This is a genomic window from Flammeovirga sp. AWQ4_249 (assembly GCF_056161045.1).
On sequence record NZ_JBSWYJ010000023.1, the window covers coordinates 1 to 25,576 of the forward strand.

General features: G+C 32.3%; 21 protein-coding genes and 1 pseudogene. 8 read left to right on the forward strand and 14 right to left on the reverse strand.

Annotated elements, in window-relative coordinates; translation table 11 throughout:
- Positions 1-93: 93 nt before the first annotated feature.
- The 5 genes from ACXAHM_RS16485 to ACXAHM_RS16505 form a co-directional block, all read right to left on the reverse strand.
- Complete coding sequence (locus tag ACXAHM_RS16485) at positions 94-618, reverse strand: Crp/Fnr family transcriptional regulator (RefSeq protein WP_474961903.1); 525 nt, start codon at positions 616-618, stop codon at positions 94-96.
- 17 nt (positions 619-635) lie between these two features.
- A complete protein-coding gene (locus ACXAHM_RS16490; RefSeq protein WP_474961905.1) occupies positions 636-1,001 on the reverse strand; it encodes a DUF2200 domain-containing protein in 366 nt (121 codons plus the stop codon).
- 59 nt (positions 1,002-1,060) lie between these two features.
- Positions 1,061-2,011 (reverse strand): DUF5685 family protein, encoded by a 951-nt coding sequence (locus tag ACXAHM_RS16495; RefSeq protein WP_474961907.1) that lies wholly within the window; start codon positions 2,009-2,011, stop codon positions 1,061-1,063.
- A gap of 77 nt (positions 2,012-2,088) precedes the next feature.
- Entirely contained in the window at positions 2,089-2,709 is a 621-nt protein-coding gene (locus tag ACXAHM_RS16500) for an alpha/beta hydrolase (RefSeq protein WP_474961909.1), read from the reverse strand.
- A gap of 65 nt (positions 2,710-2,774) precedes the next feature.
- Entirely contained in the window at positions 2,775-3,149 is a 375-nt protein-coding gene (locus ACXAHM_RS16505) for a hypothetical protein (protein ID WP_474961911.1), read from the reverse strand.
- Positions 3,150-3,502: 353 nt separating this feature from the next.
- Between ACXAHM_RS16505 and hemN the strand changes: the two genes are divergently transcribed.
- Positions 3,503-4,867 carry an oxygen-independent coproporphyrinogen III oxidase gene (gene hemN, locus ACXAHM_RS16510; protein ID WP_474961913.1) on the forward strand — a complete coding sequence of 455 codons (1,365 nt, stop codon included), beginning with the start codon at positions 3,503-3,505 and terminating at the stop codon, positions 4,865-4,867.
- Positions 4,868-4,936: 69 nt separating this feature from the next.
- Here the strand turns inward: hemN and ACXAHM_RS16515 are convergent, their stop codons facing one another.
- Entirely contained in the window at positions 4,937-5,206 is a 270-nt protein-coding gene (locus ACXAHM_RS16515; RefSeq protein ID WP_474961915.1) for a hypothetical protein, read from the reverse strand.
- A 234-nt stretch (positions 5,207-5,440) separates the two neighbouring features.
- Between ACXAHM_RS16515 and ACXAHM_RS16520 the strand changes: the two genes are divergently transcribed.
- From ACXAHM_RS16520 to ACXAHM_RS16535, 4 genes are all read left to right on the forward strand, one after another.
- Positions 5,441-6,460, forward strand: coding sequence for a metal-dependent hydrolase (locus tag ACXAHM_RS16520; RefSeq protein ID WP_474961917.1), 1,020 nt, complete (start codon positions 5,441-5,443; stop codon positions 6,458-6,460).
- Positions 6,461-6,543: 83 nt separating this feature from the next.
- Positions 6,544-7,818 carry a metallophosphoesterase gene (locus tag ACXAHM_RS16525; RefSeq protein WP_474961919.1) on the forward strand — a complete coding sequence of 425 codons (1,275 nt, stop codon included), beginning with the start codon at positions 6,544-6,546 and terminating at the stop codon, positions 7,816-7,818.
- Between the two features lie 139 nt (positions 7,819-7,957).
- Positions 7,958-9,181 (forward strand): uracil-xanthine permease family protein, encoded by a 1,224-nt coding sequence (locus ACXAHM_RS16530; RefSeq protein ID WP_474961922.1) that lies wholly within the window; start codon positions 7,958-7,960, stop codon positions 9,179-9,181.
- Between the two features lie 207 nt (positions 9,182-9,388).
- On the forward strand, positions 9,389-9,925 hold the full coding sequence (locus ACXAHM_RS16535; RefSeq protein ID WP_474961924.1) for a hypothetical protein: 537 nt from the start codon (positions 9,389-9,391) through the stop codon (positions 9,923-9,925).
- Here the strand turns inward: ACXAHM_RS16535 and ACXAHM_RS16540 are convergent, their stop codons facing one another.
- Positions 9,926-11,383 (reverse strand): DUF389 domain-containing protein, encoded by a 1,458-nt coding sequence (locus ACXAHM_RS16540; RefSeq protein ID WP_474961926.1) that lies wholly within the window; start codon positions 11,381-11,383, stop codon positions 9,926-9,928. It abuts the gene before it with no gap.
- 261 nt (positions 11,384-11,644) lie between these two features.
- On the opposite strand from ACXAHM_RS16540, the gene ACXAHM_RS16545 reads away from it, so the two are divergent.
- The 3 genes from ACXAHM_RS16545 (at position 11,645) to ACXAHM_RS16555 (ending at position 15,832) form a co-directional block, all read left to right on the forward strand.
- Positions 11,645-12,070 carry a (4Fe-4S)-binding protein gene (locus ACXAHM_RS16545; RefSeq protein WP_474961928.1) on the forward strand — a complete coding sequence of 142 codons (426 nt, stop codon included), beginning with the start codon at positions 11,645-11,647 and terminating at the stop codon, positions 12,068-12,070.
- Positions 12,071-12,302: 232 nt separating this feature from the next.
- Positions 12,303-14,726 (forward strand): AAA family ATPase, encoded by a 2,424-nt coding sequence (locus tag ACXAHM_RS16550; protein WP_474961930.1) that lies wholly within the window; start codon positions 12,303-12,305, stop codon positions 14,724-14,726.
- A gap of 29 nt (positions 14,727-14,755) precedes the next feature.
- Positions 14,756-15,832, forward strand: coding sequence for a hypothetical protein (locus ACXAHM_RS16555; RefSeq protein WP_474961932.1), 1,077 nt, complete (start codon positions 14,756-14,758; stop codon positions 15,830-15,832).
- Between the two features lie 52 nt (positions 15,833-15,884).
- Here the strand turns inward: ACXAHM_RS16555 and ACXAHM_RS16560 are convergent, their stop codons facing one another.
- From ACXAHM_RS16560 to dnaA, 7 genes and pseudogenes are all read right to left on the reverse strand, one after another.
- Entirely contained in the window at positions 15,885-17,405 is a 1,521-nt protein-coding gene (locus ACXAHM_RS16560; RefSeq protein ID WP_474961934.1) for a TonB-dependent receptor, read from the reverse strand.
- Between the two features lie 235 nt (positions 17,406-17,640).
- Positions 17,641-19,737 (reverse strand): VWA domain-containing protein, encoded by a 2,097-nt coding sequence (locus ACXAHM_RS16565; RefSeq protein ID WP_474961936.1) that lies wholly within the window; start codon positions 19,735-19,737, stop codon positions 17,641-17,643.
- A 179-nt stretch (positions 19,738-19,916) separates the two neighbouring features.
- Complete coding sequence (locus ACXAHM_RS16570) at positions 19,917-20,111, reverse strand: hypothetical protein (protein WP_474961938.1); 195 nt, start codon at positions 20,109-20,111, stop codon at positions 19,917-19,919.
- Positions 20,111-20,338, reverse strand: a complete 228-nt coding sequence (locus tag ACXAHM_RS16575) for a hypothetical protein (protein WP_474961940.1) — start codon at positions 20,336-20,338, stop codon at positions 20,111-20,113. Before ACXAHM_RS16575 ends, ACXAHM_RS16570 begins: the two co-directional genes overlap by 1 nt.
- Positions 20,339-20,359: 21 nt before the next feature.
- Positions 20,360-20,908, reverse strand: coding sequence for an LPS export ABC transporter periplasmic protein LptC (gene lptC, locus ACXAHM_RS16580; RefSeq protein WP_474961942.1), 549 nt, complete (start codon positions 20,906-20,908; stop codon positions 20,360-20,362).
- A 96-nt stretch (positions 20,909-21,004) separates the two neighbouring features.
- The gene (locus ACXAHM_RS16585; RefSeq protein WP_474961944.1) at positions 21,005-23,800 is read right to left on the reverse strand and encodes a hypothetical protein; all 2,796 of its coding nucleotides are present in this window, start codon (positions 23,798-23,800) and stop codon (positions 21,005-21,007) included.
- 46 nt (positions 23,801-23,846) lie between these two features.
- Positions 23,847-24,941 (reverse strand): annotated as a pseudogene (dnaA, locus tag ACXAHM_RS16590) (chromosomal replication initiator protein DnaA); the annotation flags it as partial.
- Positions 24,942-25,576: the final 635 nt, after the last annotated feature.

Consider the following 25,576-nt stretch of genomic DNA (forward strand, 5'->3'; position numbering starts at 1 on the left):
TTGATCTCAAAAAATGGTTAGATAAACCTTTTGAAGATCCTCCGAAACCTAGGCCAATATATGTGCAAGGGGTTTTATTTTAAAATTGGATAATTATATACACTGACAATAGCTAAAACGAGCATTTTTTTGGGAAATGAAAACGTTTAGGACACTATTGGTTTTATATCTATTTTCGGCAGATTCCATTTGAAGCATAAAAACATAATCCTCTAATTTTATATATGCTTTTTCAGTAAGTTCTCTAAAAAACTGATCCCACTTTTGATTTGATTTACGTAACCTTATTAGATCATTTTTTGAACAAACTAACATTTCAACATCAGTGATAGCATGTATATTTTCCTTCGTTGGTTTTTCAGTAATAAAAGATGAAAAAGCATTTACAAAATAATTAGGAAAGGTTAAGCAATAAGTTATTTCTTCACCTTTTGCGGATAAAAAATAGTTTCTAATTATCCCAGTTTTGATAAAACCTGCTTTATAACAAATTTCACCTTGAGTGATAAAATGTTCATTCTTTTTTAGTTTTAGAAGTGTTAATATAGAATTAAACTCTTCAATTTCACTCTTTGCAAAACCCTCTGAAGAAAGATACTTTTTAATTTCTGAATTCATATTTAATCTAAAAAGAGTTAGCTTCTTAAGATCTTCTCCATCTTTTTTCCTTTTGTCAGTTCATCCACAAGCTTGTCTAAATACCTTACTTGTTGCGTTAAAGGATTTTCAATTTCTTGAACTTTATACCCACAGATTGATCCAGTAATTAGATTAGCATTCGGATTCAAAGTAGCCTCATTGAAAAAAACTTCAAAAGTAGATTTATTATCTAGATGAACTTGAATAGCTTTATCATCAAAACCTGTTAACCATTCTATCACCTCATATAATTCCTCTATTGTCCTCCCTTTCTTTTCTACTTTCGTGATATAATGTGGGTAGACAGAAGCAAAAGTCATTTCAGCTATTCTTTGATCATGTTCAGGAGTAGTTGTCGCCATAATAATGGTTATTTTAAAAGTTCATTGTGTAATATTACATTTTAAATTTAACTAAAAAGCTAACAATCACAACCTCCACATCCGTCGCAACCATCGCAACAACAACTGTCACAAGCACATTCAGAACAAGGTTCTAAAAAATTTAATCCTTGTAATTTTTCGAAAAAACCTTCTTTTCTACCTGGCTTATCACCATAGTAATTTAAACTTGAAATTGTCTTTGAATACCTGTTTAAAAGTATTGGTGAAATATTTAATAAAGTGAGATTATTTAATAGAGCCTGCTTAGCCGTATTTATTTCAGTTTGTAAATCTGTTTCACAAACTTTATTGCTCACTATAACAGGATTGAAATGATTCTCTATACTATCTTTTGCTAAATCAAGATGCATATCCATAAGGTAAACTAACTTACCTAAAGCATCACCTATATTTTTCATTGTATTTAATACTTCCTCAGACTGATGAATTAATTTAGCACCAAATTGAAAACATAAACCTGTTATATGAGCTGTAGGGGAATAATACTTTTCTAAAGGTAGATTTTTTTGTAATTCTAATTCATTGTTTAAAATTAATAATGAGTTGATTTTTTGCAGTGGAAAATCTAATTGAGATAGTTTATGCTTAGCCCTTTTAAAAGAGGATGTAAATAATAACTTACCACTCTTCCCCACATATTTTTTATATCCGGAATGATCATTAATTGTATCCTTAAACTTTACTTCAGTTAAAAATACATTTAATGATGAAGTGTAATAAAACACAGGGTGGATCATGTCTTTTTGAGGTAATGAAAAACAGGAATGATGTATTATTTTCTCATCCGTCGTACTTCTTGCTAAATCATTCAATAACGAAGACAGAAATACAACATCATTGTTTAAAAAAAATCGAGTAGATTGACCAAAAGTAGCTCCTATTGTTTTACAAGTTCCACAATAATTATAATGATGACTTTGAGTAGTTGTTGCTTTTTTACAGAGGTTTTGTTTGAGTAGTCCGAACATTTTTAGAATTAATTTAACTTGTAGTTTATCAAATCTATATTAAAAAGACCCTATTAGTTTATTATGTATAAGTTCAATTATAAAAGATATGTATTGATTATTGTTGAAATTTCAAAAGCATTATCTACAATCATGAAATGTCCACCACCTTCTACAAGATAGTTTGTTGATTTTCCGTGCAAGACTAAATCCTTATTTCCATTAATTTTAATTGCATTAATTACTTTTTCTTCATTATGCCAAGACAAAAGAGCATTAACAGCCCACTTTACAAAAGATAAATCAGTCTCAATAAGTATTTGTTTGAGTAATACATTTTTAGTTCTGAAAAGTAATTTAGCAATGGAGTAAGGAATAGAAAAGAAAGGAAGTGGTAAATATTGCAAAAAGTGAGTTTTACCCATTAAACGATAAAGAACAGGTAGTTCATTTGACAATTCAATAGTAGAGATAAGGAATGTCTTTTTAGGTTTTAAAAGTTTTGCTATTTCTACAGCGATCACACCTCCAAAACTGACTCCTATAATTATGAATTCTTCAGTCGTATCAATTACTTTAGAAAGTCTATACGCATAAGTTCTTAAACTTTCCTTTTTATGAGGAGAGATCCAAGCTAAGTCAACTTTTTCGCAATGAATATCCAAAGTCGAATATACTCTGAAGTCTGCTCCCAGTCCACTTATACAATATGCTTTCATCCTTATCTAATTTTCTCTTTTTTAAAGATAAGAAATTCACACTATACTAAAATTGATATACAGAATTACTTTTTAATATAAACTTCCTGCCAAGATGTTATTAAATCATTTTCATCAAACTTTAATAAAAGCATTGTTTCAAAAGTTTCCACAGACTTATCTAGACGAGTAATAGCCGGGTGCATGATGATAACCACACTATCATCGTTGCAAACATATTCTTGAACATTGTAATCTATTGCATCAATATTGGACTTAAAACCTACTAAATATTGAAGGTACACTTCATGATTCGCGTGGTACTCTCGACCGTTCACCTTCACCAAAAATTCGGGTGCAAAACAAATGGCTATATCATAAGATGTCAGCTTAGATGATGATATCAAATGTTTGATATTCCATGCTAGTAATTTCCTCGCAAGTAGTTCCTTTTTTTTCATTTTCAATGAGTTTAAAAAGCTAAATTATAGGGATGAAATTACGAAATAATCCAATAAGCTAGGTTTAATGAATCTTAAGAATCAATTATGCAATAAAAACAACAACACAAACAAATTAATATACTGAATATCAATATTTTAATGTGTATTTTAATTTAAATATAGAAAGACAATTACACAAATTATATACATAACACTCATTACCAATTAATTAATAATCAAATTGAAATAATATTTAAATACTAAATATTGATTTTTATTAATAAAAAAGTAACAAATAGTAGACTTTCATCATCAAAATGAAAATTTTGTATACTTAGATTTACGCGGAAATTTCTCAGTTAACTTTGATTATGGAAAATAAAACGCTTGTCAGAAAATATAATGTCCCAGGTCCTAGATACACAAGTTATCCAACTGTACCATATTGGGATAATGATCCAACAATAGAACAATGGAGTCAGCATGTTTCAGATGCTTTCAAAACGAGTAATTCTAAAGATGGAATTAGCGTTTATATCCATCTTCCATATTGTGAGAAATTATGCACTTTCTGTGGATGTAACAAAAGAATCACGATTAACCATAGTGTTGAAGATTCTTATATTGATGCTTTACTAAAAGAATGGCAAATGTACATTGCTATCTTTGGAGAAGAACGTCCACGTATCAAAGAAATTCACTTAGGTGGTGGAACACCTACTTTCTTTAGTCCAGAGAACCTTCAGCGTTTGATCAATGGAATATTTGAATTTGCAGACAAATGTGAAGATGCTGAATTAGGTTTTGAAGCAAATCCTGTAAATACAACTGATGAGCACTTAGAAGCCTTATTTGAAGTAGGATTTACTAGATTAAGTTTAGGTATACAAGATTTTGATCCAATCGTTCAAAAAGCAATTAATCGTGTCCAATCTTTTGAACAAGTTGAACACGTTACGAATAAAGCAAGAGAAATCGGTTATAGTTCTATCAACTTTGACTTGGTATTTGGTTTACCTTTCCAAAAATTGGACTGTGTAAAAGAGACTATTGAGAAATCAAATTCATTACGTCCTGACCGAATTGCGTATTATTCCTATGCTCATGTGCCTTGGACTGCTCCAGGCCAAAGAGGCTTTTCTGAAGAAGACCTTCCTTCAAATGAAGAAAAAAGAGCTTTGTATGAAATAGGAAAAGAGATGTTTGAAGAAGCTGGATATGTAGAAATTGGGATGGATCATTTTGCATTACCAACAGATCCTTTGGCAATTGCTACTTCTAAAAAAGCACTGCATAGAAATTTTATGGGCTATGCTCCTACTTATACACAATTAATGGTTGGTTTGGGATGTTCTTCAATTTCTGACTCATGGACTTCTTTTGCTCAAAATATCAAAAAAGTCGAAGAATATAAGGCTGTCGTGAATGAAGGAAAGTTACCTATCTATAGAGGACATATTCTTTCTGAAGAGGATTTATTAGTCAGAAAACACATATTAAATGTCATGTGTCATTTTGAAACTACATGGGATGAACAAACTGCTCATTTCCCATTATTCCAGACTTTAGGAGAAAAACTTGAAGAAATGATCAATGATAAGTTAGTCATTCTTGAACAGCATAAATTAGAAGTAACAGAAAAAGGACGTCCTTTTGTAAGAAATATATGTATGACTTTGGATGCTAGAATGCTAGATGCTAAACCACAATCTAGAATTTTCTCATCAACAATTTAATACATTGAATAAAACATAAAAAAAAAGAGGGTTGAAATGAATCAACCCTCTTTTTTTTGAATAAAATAATTATTCAGCAGCTTTCTCCTCTTTTACTTCTTCTTTCACTTCAGCTACTTTAGTTTCTTCTGTAACTTCCACTTCTTCAGCAACAGTTGAATCTGCTTCAACAACTGCAGTAGAATCTGGAGCAGTTACTTCTACCACTTCTTCTTTGACTACTTCCACTACTTCTTCAGATTTTACTTCTTCAGCAGCTTCATCTTTTTTTTCTTCTTGAGCGCACGCAATGAATGAAAATGCGGCAATACTAGCAATGATTAAATGTCTAATTTTCATAGTAATATTAGATAAGTTAGATTGAAAAGTTGTTGAGGTTCCTTCTTAAAATTTAGTTAAAAAATGTATGTCCTGAAAAGTTACTTATTTAATAAAACTTTTTTAAAAAAACTTCCTCACATTAGATTATAACAATTATTTCTCCGAATTTCACAAAGTATGGCAAGTGCACAGTGTTAGTAACTTCAGAGGATTACAAGTGCATTTATTTTAATTTATTTTAACAAATTATTTATGGATTCACTTACGCAAGTTGTATTAGGAGCTTCAATTGGAGAAGCTGTTTTAGGTAGAAAAATAGGGTTCAAAGCTGCTATTTTTGGAGCGATTGCTGGTACAATACCTGATTTAGATGTACTTGCTTCTCCATGGTTTGATGCAGTTGAAAAATTAATGTACCATAGAAGTATCACCCATTCCTTTCTATTTTGTTTATTAGCCTCTCCATTGTTTGGTTTCCTCTCCTATAAATGGCAAGGAAAAAATGGTGACACTTGGAAAGATTGGACATTACTTTATTTTTTAGGTTTCCTTACTCATGCTTTATTAGATACTTGTACAACTTGGGGTACTCAATTGTTATTTCCTTTTACACCTTACGGATATGCCACATACACAGTTTTTGTAGTTGACCCACATTATACATTACCTTTTATGATATTGTTGATCTTTGCTTTATTCCAACCTAAAAACTCAAAGAAAAGACAAATATTGAATTACTGTGGTTTGGGGATAAGCACGCTTTATTTAGCGTTAGGATTTATATTACAAGACAAGGCAAATACTGTATTTAAAGAAAATATTGCAGATGAAAATATTGAGTATTCTGATTTTATAACAAAACCTACACCTTTAAACATCTGGCTTTGGGCAACTACTTTTGAAACCAAAGAAGGTTATTACACTGGTTTTTATTCTATTTTTGATGAAGATAAAAAGGTTGACTTTATCTATTATCCTCATCATCATGAGCTATTAGATGAGTTGCCTCAAGAACCTAAAATTGAGAAGCTTAAATACATTACAAAAGGTTTTTACACCGTAGATAAGAAAGATGGTGATTACATTATTAACGATCTTCGCTTTGGTACTTTTGATGGATGGAGAGGTAAAGAACAAGGAAAGTTTGTTTTTGAATACCATATCTCACAAAAAGAAGATGGTTCATTAGAATATACAGAACAGAATTACCGTTTTAAACCCACTAATGATTACCTAAAAGCCTATTTTAAAAGAGTTTTAGGACATAAATAAAACTTTAAGACAATTTGTCAGTTTATACCTTATAGTATAATAGTTGTTTAAACAGATAAAAGTGTCAAACAAAAAAATATACTATGAATAGCAGATTTTTAATTTTCCTTGGTATAGCTTTCGCAATCTTATTGGCGATCGATTTATATGCTTTCAAAGGAATACGTCTAATTACTGAGAATAGTAAAAACATTGTCAAACAAATTTCAACTATATTATTTTGGTTAGAAAGTGCAGGTATTTACATAGCATTAGGCTGGATGGTTTTAAACAGTGATAAGTTTAGAGACCCAGCCTTTACCAATACAATATTCACAATTAATGCCTTTATTTTAATGTCTTTAGCTACAAAATTGGTATTCAATATATTCCATGGTGCTGATGACATTACTTTTGCAATCAATAAGATGATTCACTTTTTTATTGGAGAAAAAGATAAAATAAACCCTAGTGGCACACCTATTTCAAGAACTAAGTTTTTGACATTTGTCGGAGCTGGATTAGCAACAATTCCTCTTGGAGCTTTTGCTTATGGATTAACAAAAGGACGATTTAACTTTAGGGTAATCAAAAAAACTTTGGCCTTTGATAACCTTCCTGATGCTTTTGATGGGTTAAAAGTGATTCATATTTCAGATATTCATATTGGGAGTTTTCCTAAGGGGCACGATTCTGTAGCAAAAGCAGTAAAAATGATTAATGACAGAGAACCTGATGTGATCTTTTTCACAGGTGATCTCGTCAATAATTATGCTTCAGAAACAGATGGATGGGTCGAAGTATTTAAACAATTGAAAGCTAAAAAAGGGATGTATTCAATATTAGGTAATCATGATTATGGTGATTATGTACAATGGAATTCGGCTACTGAAAAAATTCAAAACTTAGATACTGTCAAGCAAAGAAATCGTGATATGGGCTTTGACTTGTTGTTGAATGAAAATAGGACTTTAGAGATAGACGGAGAAAAAATTGGTATTGTAGGTGTCGAAAACTGGGGCTTAAAGCCTTTCCCTCAACTTGGAGATATTCAAAAAGCAAATGAGGGATTAGATGAAATTCCATTTAAAATCCTATTATCTCATGACCCTTCACATTGGGATGAACAAGTCTTAGATCATAAAGATATGGACTTAACTTTATCAGGTCATACGCATGGTATGCAATTTGGCATTGAGATTCCAGGTATTAAATGGAGTCCTGTTCAATATAAATATCCAAGATGGGCAGGTCTTTATGAAAAAGGAAAACAAAAACTTTATGTCAATCGTGGTTTTGGATACCATGCATACGCTGGTCGTATAGGAATGGATCCAGAAATCACTGAAATAACATTAAAAAAAGAAGCAAATGCTTAATTCTAAAGGTCACTTTTGTACGAAGGTGACCTTTATTATTTAATAAACCTCAACACAGGTAAACAACAACGAATGTCATCAGTGAATTGAAATAGAACTCTCTACTTTTGTGCAGTTTGTAGATACTTTAATTATTATCATGGATTCTATTTCAGGCAAAACAAAATATTTATTAGGCATTCAACATGTACTTGCCATGTTTGGTGCTACCGTTCTCGTTCCATTCCTTACTGGTTTAAACCCTGTATTAGCATTATTCGCAGCTGGTATAGGAACGTTGATATTTCATCAGGTTACCAATAAAATAGTCCCCGTTTTTCTTGGCTCATCGTTCGCATTCATTGGAGCAATTAGCTTAGTCTTAAAAAGTGAAGGATTGGGAGCTGTAAAAGCTGGTATTATTGGTGCAGGATTGGTTTATGTTCTAATGTCTTTTATCATAAAAACATTTGGTGTAAAAAGAGTTCAATCCTTCTTTCCTCCAATTGTCATTGGACCTACAATAATGGTAATCGGACTTCGACTTAGCCCAGTTGCTTTAAATATGGCGGGTTACAAAGACGGAGCTTTTGACAATCAAAGTCTTCTAATTTCTCTCTCAGTTATTGTAACTATGGTAATTTCTTCAATGTTGAAAAATTCTTTCTTCAGATTAATGCCCATATTGATTTCTGTAACTGTAGGTTATGGAGTTGCAGCATTAATGGGAGTTGTCGATTACACTGCTATTTATAATGCCAATTGGATCGGTTTTTCAAGTACTACTATTGATGAAATTTTAACTATCCCTCAATTTACATTGTCAGGATTTTTTGCAATTGCCCCTATTGCCCTTGTTGTTTTCATAGAACATATTGGAGATATTACTACCAATGGTGCTGTTGTAGGAAAGAACTTTTTCAAAAATCCTGGTATTCATAAAACGATGTTAGGTGATGGGTTAGCAACGATAGTAGCAGGTTTGATTGGTGGTCCAGCTAATACTACTTACGGGGAAAATACTGGAGTATTAGCCGTTACAAAAGTCTATGATCCAGCTGTTATTAGAATAGCTGCTGTATTTGCTATTGCTTTAAGTTTAATCGGAAAAGTAGGTGCAGTCCTGCAAACTATACCTGTTCCCGTTATGGGCGGAATATCAATTATTTTATTTGGGATGATTGCTGCTGTGGGAGTAAGAACATTAATTTCTGCCAAATTGGATTTTGGGCATTCAAGAAATTTAATCATTGCAGCATTGATATTTGTCCTTGGAATTGGAATTAAAGAGGTTACAATCTACAATTCTATTGCAGTTTCAGGATTAACAATTGCAGCATTAGGAGGCGTAATATTAAATAAACTCTTACCAAAAGACATTTAATCATTAAGATTTCATATTAAAACAGATATATCATTTCGATATTCATAAATAAAATATCCATCCTTGTATTTTGATAATAAAAGGATGGATATTTTGTTAAAACACAGATTATAAAGTGTTTATATTTAGAAATATTTAAATAAATGTAAATAATTTATTACATTAAAGACACAATATTATCTATCTCTCTTGCTAAATAAATCAATTATGCGATTACTAACTTTAATTGTTACTTTAACTATCAGTACTTTGTTATGTCAAGCTCAATCATCAACAGAATCTTACAAAGAAATTTCAGTAGATGAATTTGACGACTATTCTGCGTTTGTTGACTCTCCTCCTCCGCATATTATGGGTAGAGGAAGTAAAAGTGATTCCCTTTCAACTTCAAATTTAGTCTATGACTATTATGAGGCGCATGATCAATACTATGCGATTGAAAGTTGGGCTGACTACTATTATTGGCTTTCAAAAAAGTACACTTACTTATTCAACAAACCAGAGATTTTTGAACATTTTTATCAGATGAAAGACAATGTACAAATGATTAAGTATCTCTCATACAACTTTTCTGTATGGCACTTTCCTTCATCAATAAAAATCAAACCACATGAGGCGTTAGCTTCTCATGAGAATCGTTTCTCAATCTCTTATCATATTATCAAAAGTAATGATGATATTGAGTACATGTTTGGGCAACTCCAACTTAAAAAGAAACGTTTCGAAGCACTGAGTAAAAACTAGTTAAAAGACCATTGCTTTGATGTTTGGATCATTTAGACGAATCCTAATCCATTCTTCAGCTTTGAGTATCAATGCTTTCCCCTGTTTTGTTTTTGGATTGATTGTATTATCAAATTTCAAAAGTAAAACAGGTTTTTTTTTGACCATTAGGCTATCTCCTTTCCAAGATTGAACTTTAATTTCTGAAATCGAATACTTCTGAACTTGAGGGAATTGGAATTTTAATTCTTTTGAGATCTGTTGTAATGGTAATGTATCGGCCTGAGCTTTTGTAAGATTATAAATACGTTTTTCCAATAACTTTATCTTTAGATCTTTATCTCGAATAATTTCATCATTTTTCGTATAAATATCTTTGAGTAATTTTAAATGAAGGTCATTACTATATTTCTCAAACTTTTCATTGATATCAAAATCTTGCCCACCCTGTTGATGAATTCTCACTTCTGTACTTTGTGTCAGAGGTATCATTTCATCAGATTTAGAATTTAATCCATACCTTGGAATCATTTCATTTAAGAATACTGCTTGATTTTCAGTGATAGGTTCACCGATGTAATAAAGATCGATTACTGATAATGTATCATTAAAAGTGATCCTTGAGGTTACCAATTCACTATTTTCGAAATGCGTGTTATCTGCTATGAAATTTTCAACTGCAATTTTGAAACGTGTTTCTTGAATTACATTCCAAAAGATAACAGCACTAGGAGTTACTATAACGATTAGAAAAGCAATTAATAGCCCTCTATATTTTTTATAGCGATTGCGGTCAATGAACGTTTTCACAGGGAATTTCAAAAATTTAACCACCATAAAAGTGGAAAGACTAATGAAAACTGAATTGATAAAAAATAAGTAAAAAGCACCAAAGAAATAATTATAGTTTCCACTCGCTAATCCATACCCTGCTGTACATAACGGTGGCATTAGGGCTGTTGCAATTGCTACACCAGGAATTACATTACTTTTCTCTTTTCTCGAACCTGCAATAATCCCAGATAAACCACCTAGAAAAGCAACAAAAACATCAAGTATAGTAGGCTTAGTTCTCGCTAGTAATTCTGATTGTTCAAGATTAATAGGAGTCAACGCAAAATATAAAGTCGACGTTGCTAAACTGATAAAAACAGCTATTCCTAAGTTTTTTAAAGCTCGTTTCATCATGTCCACATCTTGGATGCCAATAGCTGTCCCAATACCTAAAATTGGCCCCATTAACGGTGAGATAAGCATGGCTCCAATAATAATCGCAGTAGAGTTTGAATTTAGTCCAATTGAGGCAATAAAAATTGAAAAAATTAAAATCCAGGCTGCATGTCCTTTGAAACTTATATCTTTTCGGATTCCTTCAATTGTCGCTTCAGGGTCAGATCCTTCACGAATACTCAATGTAGTTATTGCTAAACGTTTGAAGGATGTAAATAAATGTCTATTATTTTTATTGTTTTCACTCATAAGAGATGAACTTTGGTTAATCGCAATTAGAATTAGTGTTTTAAAACTTTATGTTTTGGGTAAAAATAGAGAGTTAGTCCACTTTAATAGATAAAGATAAAGTATAATACATATAAAAAATGGCTTTTTAAACATTTCATTATAAGGTAATTAATAAAATGATATTCCTTCTAAGAATTTCAGTTATTATTCTTTATTCTAATGACGATGTTTAGTATATTCCATGATTACTCAATCTTTTTCACCCAAAAAACAACACTTATGAAAAAAACATATACAAATGGAGATATCACAGTAGTTTGGGAACCTGATAAATGTACTCATTCTACAAAATGTTTTAACAGCTTACCTAATGTATTTGATCCACAAAAACGTCCTTGGGTCAATATGGAAGGAGGTACTACAGAAGATATTATTTTTACAGTAAAAAACTGCCCTTCACAAGCTTTGTCATTAAAAATTGAAGAAGATGCACCTCCTAATTCTGACGCATCTAATGTTACTGACACCGAAATCACCGTTTTACCAAATGGCCCTGTCTTAGTAAAAGGTAAAATGAAAATGACTTTAGCAGGAAAAACTAAAAACTTGGAACAGGAACAAATCGCTTTATGTAGATGTGGGGCATCAAACAATAAACCATATTGTGATGGAAGCCATGCAAATATTGACTTCACTGCTCCATAAAATAAAGCGCTCAACATTGATCACCACTCTTGATCATCAATGTAAAATCCAATTATTAACACTTGTTTAAATGTCTATAATATCTTACATTTGTGGGATTAAATAGCAGTATTAGCCTAGTTCTTCTATAAATAGCCTGAAAAGAAGGAAAACTACAATTCCTTTAAATCTTTATATTTATACACTCTAGCAACATCTATTCTGTATTATAGACTGATTAATAAACCTCATTATGGCCAATATCAAAAGCCTAACTTTAGAAAACTTCAGAGTTTTCAAAGACCGTACTACTTTTACATTTTCACCTTTGAATGTATTGACAGGTACAAACAGTAGTGGAAAAAGCTCACTGTTTAAAGCCTTGTTATTACTTCAAGATAATGGTATCAAAAATAGATTGGAAGAGCTCGACTTTAGAGGTCCTTACCATAACCTTGGTAACATTTCAAAGGCTAGAAATCACGATACGGATGAGAATAAACCAATCAAATTTACTTTAGAATTTGCTCCACAACCTGGTAATGCTCCTTTTAAAAGATTTGAGCTTGGGCAAAGAAGTATTTCAATTGCATATGCAGATTTGGAAAATGTAGAAAGTTTTCAAGACTTATTACAGATTCCAAACTGGAAAAACTGGATGTATTTTCTTCGTGGAGAATTGGTCCACAGAGCACAATTAATGATTCGTCATATTCAAAAATTGACAAGAAATAAAGAGATAGAAAGTACAGAAGAGGTAAAAAAATTACTGCATAAATTATTACATATCGCTTTTGAAGAAAGAATTACGGAAGGAAACATTGAGTCTCTTTTTGAATTGGCTTCAAAAATCATTTATAGAATTGAAGAATTAGAAATTCCTTTTGATGAAGGAATTAAGATACCCAATAATTTATCAGGTGCATTCTTTGCAGATCTTATCAAAAAAGCTTGGTACGAAAAACATCGTGAGCATGAATTAAGAGGTATCAAAAAACTGAAACATCTCACAGAAGCAAAGGTCACTCCTACTCGTAGTGAACAAGAAACGAAATTACATAATGATCGTTGGAAGGAAGTAATTGAAAAAAATGACATTACGGACGTTGAAGAATTACGTTCTGCTTTAGTCTCTTGGCTAGAAATGGATATTCCAATGTCATCTTTGGTAAAAGATATTTTAAATATCAGCTCAAAAGATATTGTGTATACATTCAAACCTGTTGGATTAAATACCACGGAAAGGTTATTTCTAGAATTACATTACGATAGTAAAGAAGGAAAACTTTGTCATATTGAACTGGCTTACAGCGAGCGCTTTACTGGTAAGAAAAAATTAATCTACACTCCACTTAGTAATGGTAGTTTACATTATGTAGGTAGTGAAAATGGCAATAGTTATTTGTTAGCTGCTGGACATAGAGGAGATTATATTAAAACAGACGGTGAGATTCCTGTATTTACAAGTTTCTTTGATCTTCAAAACCTATATGAATATGGAGCAGGCTTTAATACAGATGCTCCAGTTGAGAAAGTCTTTGCCATCAATAAAGATAAATTAAAGAAAGAATTAGGCATTAAGGATGAAAATCTAATTAATGCTATTGCAGAGATCACGCATAAAAAAGTCCTGTTATTGTTAGGCTCTAGAATGAATGCCTATATGACAGAACATCAATCTAAAATCAAAAAAATCAATAATTTCAAAAAGAATGATTTGGTTCGTCTTCTTGCGGAAAGAAAAGAAGATGGAAGTGGTTTTAAGATGGCATCAATTGGTTTCTTATTAAGAGATACTCCTCTTTTGGACAATGAAGATCGAAAGTTATTAGAATTAAATCCTGCTTACAATTCATTAGAAGAATTGGATCGTCTTCCTGAACTACCATTGACTAGTGAGCAATATGCAAAGCTTTTTGAGGTAAATATCGATAAAGTATTACAAAGTGGCTTCTTGAAAATGCTGGAAGATGGAGTAAAAGGAATTAAACATGTTTTCAAATCGTGTGGAAAACTTTTCAACTTTGGTCTATTAGAAGCACAAAGAGGTAGTACGAAGAGAATTTTATTACATACGGAAGGAAATGTATTAAGTGATCTTCTTTTTGAATTTGGAAAAAATGCTGATGAGAAAGCTAAAGAGTTTGTCAGACGATGGATCCAAGAATTTGAAATAGGACACGATATTCAAATCAATTCTGTAAAAGGAATTGCCTCCGATGTTATCATTACAAATAAAAAAGGGCAAGCTTTAGATCTTGCTGATTTAGGATATGGTATTTCTCAACTCTTACCTATTCTATTGAAAATTGCCCTTAATGATCATCGTTCTTTATTGATTGAAGAACCGGAGACAAATCTTCACCCTAGATTACAATCTAAACTAGCAGATTTAATCATTGATGCTTCATTGAGGTATCAAACTGACTTTTTAATTGAAACACACTCTGAATACCTAATCAGAAAACTACAGTATTGGACGGCAAAAAGAAAAATCACGCCTTACCAATCTAAAATATACTACTTATACAACCCAGAGCGAGTACCAGAAGGAAAATCTCAAGTGGCATTATTAAATATCCTAAAAGATGGAGAATTGGATAATGAATTTGGAGAGGGCTTCTTCGATGAAGCGGATAATATAGCGATTGAGCTTTTCCACTTAAAACAATTCTAGATACTCTGCTACTTTAATCATTCAAGACTATGGAACGTATTACAACATACGCGAATATAAATTCTCTTACTGAGTTCTTCAGAAAGCGACCGTCTCTAGAAGATGAGTTGGACGATATGGAATGGAGTAGAACTTGGTTAGATTTTTACTCATTTTTAAACAAACAGGCTGACTTGCGTTTGGATGTAGATCCTACGCAATTGTCTCAGATGAGTAAGACAAACCCTTACATTAAGAAGATGTTGAAAAATGCTTCTTCTGGTGGATCTTCTTTACGTTGTGAGGCGGAAGCTTTTGATCAACTTGAAGATGTAAGTAAGAAAACAATGCCTCAGACGATGTTCTTTTTAGATAAAAGTAGCTCTGAATGTGAGGAAATTGAAAAGAAATATGGACTAATGACATTGAATCCTAATCGTGTGAGAGCTAAAGCAGGATTTATGTTTAATTGGTCACTTTATAATGTCACAAAAGACAGAGGAGCGGTAAAACGTTTCGAAAAATGGAGTCAATTAGAACGTTTTAGACATCCACACAATTCAATGGTGATTATTGATAATTATCTTTTGAAAGATCTGGGTGAAATGGATGAAAACTTAATTCCCATGCTGGATGCATTATTACCAGAAGAATTAGAGGTTACTTTCCAATTGACATTAATCTCTGTGGACTTAAGAGATAAGCCTTCTTCAATGAAAAAATATATTGAATGGGAGTTGAATAAAAAGTTAAAACGTCCTTATCAAATTGATGTTTGTGTGATTCAAACAGAGAGTAATAAGAACCATGACCGTAATATTTTCACAAACTATTTGTGGATGCACTCTGGTCACTCATTTACGTATTTGAGAAGGCAACAGGTGAGTAAAAATACAAACTTAATGCTTTTCCCAATCTTTTATCAACAGAAAGATTTCCAATCGTATTATGAAGAAGAACCAACCTCTACTGAAAGTAAAAGTTCAGTTTGGGAAGCTGTACATCAACGCTTAAGAGAAGCACGTTACATTATTAAAACTGCTCAAAATTCTGGTGGAATTGGCGGAGAACTTACCAATTCTATTCTAGTCGGAAATAAGACAACTACAAAGTCATATCATATTTAAAAAAAATGTCACTTCTCAGTAATTTGAAAAGTGACATTTTTTTATGATTAAACTAAGCATCTGATTTCTCAAAAATTTTACGTTGTCGCCTTCTTGTAGATTCTGTTCTAGCTTCCTCAATTCTCTTTTTCTCTTCTAAAGAACAAGGATAGTCAAATAAACAATATTGTTTCACTTGTTCAACGACCACTTGAGGGACCATAACTTCCCATTCATTACTACCTGATTTGATTAATTCAAGTACTTTATCGGAGATGATATTAAGGTTATCCTTGTTACAATCTTTAAGATCTTCAATTTTTCCATTGTCTACCATTGCTTGGAAAAGTGCTTTTTGTGCTTCTCCTAGATGAATAGATTTACTTGTCATTAAATCATCATCACTTGCTCCTTCATGAATATGGTCTCTTTTTAGTGACGGATAAACATAAAGTTTAATATTACGACCAAATAAGAAACCGAACGCTTCTAATATTCCTCCTTTAAGGTGACTATAATATTCAGGGTTGAAGATATATTCTAAGTTGTAAATACCTACCGCTACACCAATTTTCTTACCTCTTGTAAAGCGAGATAAGTAGTTCGTTAAACGGTAATATTCTTGGTATTTTGAGATCATTACAGTGTAACCTAGAGAGCAAAGCATATCTACACGATCTAAGAAATCTTTCTCATCTTTCTTTCGATCTTCAGAAATCCTTAAGTTTTCTAAAGTTAACTCGGCTACTGTTACAATATTATTTTCATCTACCTCAGGATCATTCTTGAAGTGATCAAAAGAGCGTTCCATCATATCGATATTTACCTTTGTAATAGGTCTAAATCGACCTCTAAGAACAAGGATGTTCTTTTTGTAAAGGAAATCTTGAGGTAATGCAACTTGTCCATCAGGGCCGAACATTGTCGTTTTAGCTAGACCGTTTTTCACCAATAATAAACTCAACAGTCTATTATCAACATCTAAGAAATCTGGGCCACTTACACGTGCATAATTCACGATGATTTTGTGAATACTTAGACCATCCATTAAAGAACTTAAGAATTCGTCAACATCATCTGTTTTATAGAAACAAGCATAAATTAAGTTAACACCCAAAGTACCTATTGTTTCTTGCTGTAAAAGTGGATCATTATCTTTTAACTCAACATGTAATACAACTTCATTAGGTGCTGTATTCGGAGTTTTTTGAAATCTAATACCTAACCAACCGTGACCTTGATTAGTTCTGTTAAAGTTGATTTGTTCAACCGTATCAGCAAAAGCGAAGAATCTTGTTTCATCTTTTCGTTTTGGAAGACGCTCACCAAGTAAACGATATTCCTTTTTCAACATTCTTTCTACTCTACTTTGGCAAACGTAACGACCACCAGGTTCAGGACCATAGATTGCATCTGAAAAAGACATATCATAAGCAGAGATTGTCTTTGCAATAGTACCTGATGCTGCACCGGCTTTGAAAAAGTTAGCAGCAACATCTTGTCCTGCTCCAATTTCAGCTAAAGATCCATAAACGGATGGATCTAGATTAATTTTCAGCGCTTTCTCTTTTGTGGTTAATGTGTTGAAATGCATAATGAATTACAGTAATTCTACTTGCTGATTTTATGTTTAAAGTGTTTTTTTCTTTTCGAAAAGTGTAAATAAATTACAGTACAAAAGTAAATGAATACTTTAAATTACCTATGATTCCATTGGATTTAATGTAAAATTTACACCAAATAAATTTAAACAAATATTCGACCATTTATTTAAATATTTACCTTACAGAAATAACGTAAACAGATTAAATATTGTTTTAATATTTTGTTTAAAATCCTCCATGCATTTTTCGTAATACCCATTCTGCAATGAGTACTAATAACAATAGGCTCAAAATCCAATAGTTAGAACCTAACTCTTTATATTTTTCTTCGGAATGAATCCTCTGTGGTGATTTTTTATCCAATAATGGCTGTGGAAAACTACTCATTGAAGCTTGATCATAAAATTCTCCACCTGTTTTATCAGCTACGCCTCTTAAGAGTGAAAAATTTGCTGTTGGGTTTAAGGCTTCTAACTCCATTGCTCTCACCACAAAATTTCCAGAAGAATATTCTTTTTTACCATCCAATTCAGTGGAAGCAACATATTTATATGAACCTTCTTCCAAATCTGTAATGTGATATTTAAAATAAGGTGAAGAGTTGAGGTAGGTGTAAGACATCTTTTCACCATTTTCATTAGTAATTACCAAATCAATAGTCTGTCCATAAATAGATTCGTAGATATCATTGTAAACTTCTGTTTCAATGACCACATCTTCGATATCAGAATATTCAGCAGTAGTTGTATTGACTCTAAAACGTCGTTTATCTGTCTTTGTAGATAAATATTGAATGATCTTACTAATCATATCATCTACGGCCATTTCTTCTGATTGTAAAAGACCTTCTTGTAATCTCCATTTCCATAGACCTGTTCCGACGAAAACAGCTTCTTTTACTCCTGCTACCTCTCCCATCATCACCAAAGGTTTAGAAGATTTCACGCTACCAATTTGTTGATTTGCCAATACTTTACCGGCATTGATTTTATATTCACCAAAAGGCACTTCAATGGGAGCCATTTTATGAATCAATTCTTTCTTTTCCTTAGGGAAAGTAAACAGAGTGAATTTATCCTCAAAAGCTGCTGTTACTTTATCTTTTTGTCCTCTATAACCTTGAATTGTCAATAGAGAATTCATTTTATTAAAAGTATTAATATTTGTGTTATCTCCGATAATATACCAGAAAGGCATATTTTCTTTCTTTAGCTTTTGTAAAAAAAGTGCTGCATTTCTTTTGACATTTGGAAATTGATGAAGAATCACTAAGTCATACTTTGCTTTCTTATCATACCCTTTTCCGTCTTTCATTTTAAGACCAGGAATATAGATATGCAATTCATAGTTTTTGTTTTTCTCTACAGCAGAACGAATTGTTTTAATATCAGGGTGTGGTGCATTTGCGATCAACAACACTTTTTCTTTTCCTTCAATTACTTCTACATAAACAGACTTAGAATTGTTTTCCTTAGAGAATTCACCATCCAAAGGTTTTACATTTACAGAATATTTTTGATAACCATTTTTCTTGGCTTCTACTAAAAACTCTATCTGTTCAAATCCTTTTTCATTGCTAATTTTATATCTTTTTCTTTCCAGGATCTTTCCACGATTCACTAATTCTACTTCTACTTCTTTTCCTAAAAAGCCCTCATTGACAATTTCTGCTAGAATAGGGAATTTATTCCCCATATAAGCTACACGGTTGGTATAAAGATCTTTGACTTGAAGATCAATTTGAGGAATTGTATCCCCAATACCCAAGGTATAGATAGGCACAACTGAAGGTAAGTACAATGGAGAAAAACCTTGATTGAAAATACCGTCAGACACCAATGTGATGGCAGCTAGATTTTCATGTTCATTTAATTCTTCTAGTCGTTGAATAGACTTACTTAGGTTTGTTACTTTATAGTTAAAATCCAAAGAAGCTAGATCTTCACTTTCAACCTGCTCACCATCAATAGTATAGAATTTTGTTTTATAACCTTGGTCTTCTAATTTTTCTGCAGATGCGATAACTTCACTTAAAGATGCATTCAATTTTTCTTTAGGAATTGTTGCAGTCATTGATTCAGAATTATCAATGATATAGGATACGATCGGTTTTTCGAAATAGCGTTCAATACTTTTGAACATTGGATCAAGTAATAAGAACATTATGATCATCAACGCAGAGAAACGAAGAACAATCAATATTCTATTAATGTTTACTGTCCAAACTTGTTTTTTTGTATAAAGCAGATAGGTGGCACCTGCACAAAGCAGAATACTAAAAAACATCCACCACCAAGAGTATTCTATATAAAGTCCATTCATGGATTAAAAATTGTCTATCGAGTTAAGTAGTAATCAGATGACTCTGATAAAGGGTCTAATTTTCACTATTAAAAGTTAAAGTCTATGAAGTAGTAAAGCAATTAAAAGCTAGATTAATTTTATTAATCTTCAGTATTTTTTATTGGATGGATGTTTTTGACGATTTCTATGAGTTGGATCTACTTTATATTTTTCATGATCATGAAAATGAATTTCACGACATATGTAACAATAAAGGCAACGATCATTCCTTGAAAGAAATAAGCATATTTTGGTTCTTCTTGGATGACAAACATTACAAAGTAAAAGAATGGTATATATCCAATCACGAAAAATGTGAAGAACTTCAGTTCTCTAAGAATTAACTCTTTCATTATTTTTTTCTTTTCTTTTTACCTCTAGATTTTTTTGATGGAGAAGCTTTTTTGTCTTCTTCCGATTCTTCTTCCTCTCCCTTTTTGTTGATAAGCTGCAAACCTAAAAAACAAATTCCTGACAAAGTGAACAACCAATAACTTGCGGCAATGCCCACCATAAAAGATTGGTGTACCCCAATAATGAAAAAGGCAGCACCAAGTGCTACCAATATAGATTTTATCATTTTTCTTTTTTATTGCTTTATTTATTCAGGGTCAGCATAACCATCAATATCCTGGATATAATATTCTTCAGGGTTGTTTTGATTTGCTCTTAGACCTCTACCATAAATAATTTCTGTCTCAGTTGTCATTTTCACTTTTGCATCCGTAAAAATGTCACCAGATTCTTTATTGAAATGTAAAGTATCTGTTTCTAACTTTTGACCTTTTTGATAATCATCCAATACAACATTTCCATAAACAGTATATAAAGTACTGTCAGCTGTATAGATCGCACTATCTGCTACTAAATGTGATTCCTCCTTGCCATCTTCTTTCGAAAATGTTACAATATCAATTCCTTGAGGGTATCTCTCATTCCCGTTTTTATAACGCATTTGTACTTTTGCTTTCAAACGGTTTGAAGGAACTGCTTCTTCAGTATGTAAAGTTTCAATATTATAGGCAGTAAAATCTGGAACATCAGTTCCCATTTCAATTTTTTTCGCCTCTTTTTTCGTACGTGTTTTCTTTGTGCTACATGCAAAAAATGTAACTGAAGCAAGTGCGAATATGAATATCTTCTTAATCATCTTAATGTCTTAATTATTAGTCAACAACTCTTGACTTTACAAAAATATACAAATCATTGATCTTTAGGTGTAGATTAACAGTATTTTAGATTTCTATTAGTTTCTACGATCAATTGTGTGAATTTCTACCTTATTTTGATAGGAAGTAATGAAAATAAATTGCTGTATCGAAGAATCGTAGAACATTTTCACTTCTCTATTATTAATAAATGGTTTTTCTACAAAAGCTTTTCCATTTAAATAATAAATATACGTTTTCTTTGCTTTAGGGAATGTAATACAAATTAACTCTGCATCAATTCCAAAATCGAAATATTGTCCTATCGCTTTTTCTTCTTCTTCAAAACGATGTTTGAAAACTACTTTACCTGAACTATTTCTTACTTGAACTTTACCATAGATTTGCTCCATGACCATCCAAGATCTACTCCTTGCCTCATCTTTTAGTAAATCAAAAGATCTTCCATGTGCACGGTCACCTAATTTATCCCTTCGTAATACTTGCCCTTTACCATTCACTTGAACAATATCTCCAATACTTGTAATGAAGGTAATTTTTGATTTTTCAAGTGTGGCATCTTCTGTGACAAAAAGTTGAGGAGATACTGACTCCCTAAATAGCATTGGAAACCCTTTGGCATATTCTCCTTTTTCTGTAAAGACAATCAACTTACCTTTTTTAGATAAAGTAACCACATAATTTTTTCCATTAGACTGGAACGTTTGTGGCTCTAATGCTAGTCTTTCTAATGTTTTTTGAGGTTGCCACAAACCTTGAAGTTTACCTTTACGATCTAGACCATAGATATTTCCTAAAGTGTCAACAGACAACAATACGCCATCAGTATTTTGAATTAAATCACTACTGCCTCTTAGGTGCCAAGGTAACCATTTCGTAAATTCAACTTGAGAATAAATTGGAAGATCTACAGGGTACCCTTCTAAGTAGCTATCTTCTCTATTAATATGTAAAACCTTATTATTCTGCGTTAAGAATAAAGAAGGTGAATTTTGGTTCATTGGCCAAACTACAACAGGATCAGCTTTAATCACAGAATCAAATTCATGATAAAATACCGTATCTCCTTTAAGATTGTAACCTTCAACTATATGTTCTTTATCAATAATTAATACTCCTTCTTCTTTCCCCAACATATCTTTTAAGATAATCGGTGATTTTGCAAGATTTACACCCATTTCCAAGGATAAAATCTTTTTAGTTGTCTTGGGTTTATCATCTCTAAACTTTCCAACGAAAAGTGTATTGATTTCAAACGTACCTTTGTTTAAAGCCCAAACTTGATAGTTTAAACCAAGTATTAATTGTTTATGTTTTTCTAGATAACTTGCATGACTTTTAGAAAGTGCATGTGTCATTCCTACCCAAGATGCTTCAGTATTGAAAACTATATTTCCTTCTGATGGATTATCTTGTAATGATTTTATCAAGACATTATATCTTTTTTGAGAAGTCCATCTTCTTTTAATAAGCCAATCTTTTAACCATTGAGTTAGTGTAGGAAGGTCACCTGATACCATCATATAATTATTAACCCTTACCACATAAGAATACTTTTGAGGATCATTAAAGTGAACACCTGCTAAAGCACCAGATAGATTACCTGTAGGAAAGCCATAGATTGTAAATCCTTTTAAACCGATAAGTTTAACTTTATCAATTGATTTTTCTTCTGTACTTTTTCTAAGATCTTCAAGAACTACATCAAACTCAACCGTATTTTTTAAACCAAATCCATACAGATGTTTCCATTTACTTCCATCAACATTGATGAATGTCGCTTTTAAAACATCACCATTGATTTGATCAACTAATTCGCCTACATCAAAACCATTCTTTTTGAAAGTACGAATAGCACTACCTGATTTTTCATCACCAATAGCTTCTGAGTAGTCTAAAGACAAAGCTGCAAACTCAGTGAAGTTATCTGTATACCATTGCTCAAAGAAAGAGACATCATCTGTCATTAATTTATAAACAGATGTATTCTCACTTTTTAAAGAGGGTTGTATTTTATGGTAAAAGGAATCTGAAGGAACTCTATTGGTACTTTGTACTGAAAGTTCATTTTTATTTTCCTCCACTTTTTCGACCATCATTCCATCAGAATAATTTTCAATAGAAGGAAATGGATTTTCTGTACCAAGATCAGTAAGTCTATTAAACCAATGATACACTGAAGATGGTCTAATCCACATTTTTAAACCATCAGGTAGAGTTACTTTGTCATTTAATGGTGACAATTCTTGATCTAGCGTTCCAAAATAGAAGTTATCATAAAATTTTTCTCCATTATTTCTGATTGCTTCTTCAATCCAGAGTGCATCCGTAGATGCTACCAAAAAGTTTCGAATTTTAGCAATACTAAGTTGTTCATTTCCGAAAGAAAATTCGTGTACCTCTACCCCTTTGTATTCCCTTGTATATTGTTTTTCATCAAGAAATGCTAATTCTGAAAAGGGGTCTAAATATACCCTTTCGTCCATTGGAAGATAAACAGACATAGAAAATGATTTACTTCCAGTTGCATTTATAGAAAGGTATACGTTATCCTTGACACCAAGTAGTGAATTTTGTGTTGCTGAATCCAGCAAAATTAATAAATCACTCATGGTATTCATTGCATTATTCCCTCCTTCAAGGTCTTTTAATGCATTGATAAATTCTGAAGAATCAAGGTAAGATTGGAGCTTTTCTGGATGTTTCATCTCTATTAATGTGATGGACTCACTAGAGACAACATGCCATATATCTGTTTCGTAGGATTTTTTTCTTGCGGAATCAATAAAGTAAAAACCAATAAACAGAAAAAGGATGGCTAGTACTTGTGTGATGACTAGCTTGTTTGTATCTGATAATCTAATTTTATCCACTGAATTATAGGATTATCATAAAAAAATGGGATTCAAAAAAAGTAGGTTACCCTTTACTTTTGATATTCATTTGGTCAAGTAGTTCTTCTAAGATTCTGTTATAAAGAGAATCTGAAGCTGTACGTTTTGTTACTGCTTTACTTGCATGTACTACAGTACTATGATCTCTACCACCAAATTGATTACCAATTGTTTTAAGAGGCTCTTTTGTATATTCTTTAGAGAAATACATTGCAATTTGTCTTGCTTGAGCAATATCTTTCTTACGTGTTTTAGATTTCAATTCTTCTACAGAAATACCAAAATACTCTGACACGATCTGTTGAATGAAATCAATCGTAATTTCTTTTTCAGTATTTCTTACAATATTCAATAAGGCATTTTTAGCCATATCCAAATCAATTTCCTTTTGCATTAAGGAAGCGTTTGCTAATAAAGAAACTAATGTTCCCTCAAGCTCTCTGATATTGGAATCAATATTATAAGATAAATACTCCACTACATCATCAGGTACATTCACACCTTCAGCCATTAGTTTTTGTTTCACAATGGCAATTCTTGTCTCAAAATCAGGTTTTTGAATATCTGCAGTCAATCCCCATTTAAATCGAGACAATAAACGATCAGTCAAACCTTCCAAACTTCTCGGTGGTCTATCTGTCGTCATGATGATCTGTTTACCGTTTTGATGTAATCGGTTAAATATATGGAAGAAGTTCTCTTGAGTCTTTTCCTTTTTTGCTAAGAATTGAATATCGTCCACAATTAAAACATCTACTTGCAGGTAGTAGTTTGTAAACTGCTGAACGTTATTATTTCTTAGTGCTTCAATAAACTGAGTTGTAAATTGTTCGGAAGTAACGTAAAGAACGAACTTACTAGCATCATTTCTTTTGACTTCATTTCCTACTGCTTGTGCAAGGTGTGTCTTGCCTAAACCAACACCACCATATACTACAAGCGGGTTAAAAGCCGTTTCACCTGGACGCCGTGCAATCGCAATACTTGCTGAACGTGCCAAGCGGTTACAATCTCCCTCAATAAACGTTTCGAAAGTGTAAGTTGGGTTCAAATATGAATCTCTATACGAACTTTCTTGAGCATTAGGTACTCTAAAATGATCCACAAATCCAGCTGGATTCTCGTTACCCATATTCATATACGGGCGAGGTTGTTCCTCTGGATTGTTTTTTGGAGCAGAAGAGGACCTATATTGCGGCATCTGCTGCGATTGACTCTTTCTGTATTGAGGAGGATTTTGGTAACGATTACTTTGGGTAGCCCCTAGGTTATCGTTTTTATTTTCATTCGGGTTATTGAAAGAGGGATTCACTTGAGGGTTCTCTCTCCAACCTTGCGGATTGTTTTTTGGAAGCGGATCATTTTCAGGCTCTCCCATAGGAGAAGGCGACTGAGGTTTCACCGAATTAGCACCAAATGTATCTTCATTCATAGGATTACGAGAAGGTTCATTCAAATCTCTCGAATCATTATGACCATACATTCCATCCTGTTGTTGATTAGGATTAGAAGGATATGGAGGTACATTAGGATTTTGGTTTTGCATAGAGTTAACAGGTTCCTGATTTACCGGGTTATTCGGATAATGAGGAGGCTGTTGTTGAGAAGGTTGCTGTGGAGGATATCCACCAGCATTATTGCCATATTGTTGTTGGTTTGGATGATTTAAATTAGGGTTTTGTTGTTGGCCATATGGATCATTATTATAATTATTCCCATAAGGATCATACCCTTGATTGTTAGGATTAGGTTGTT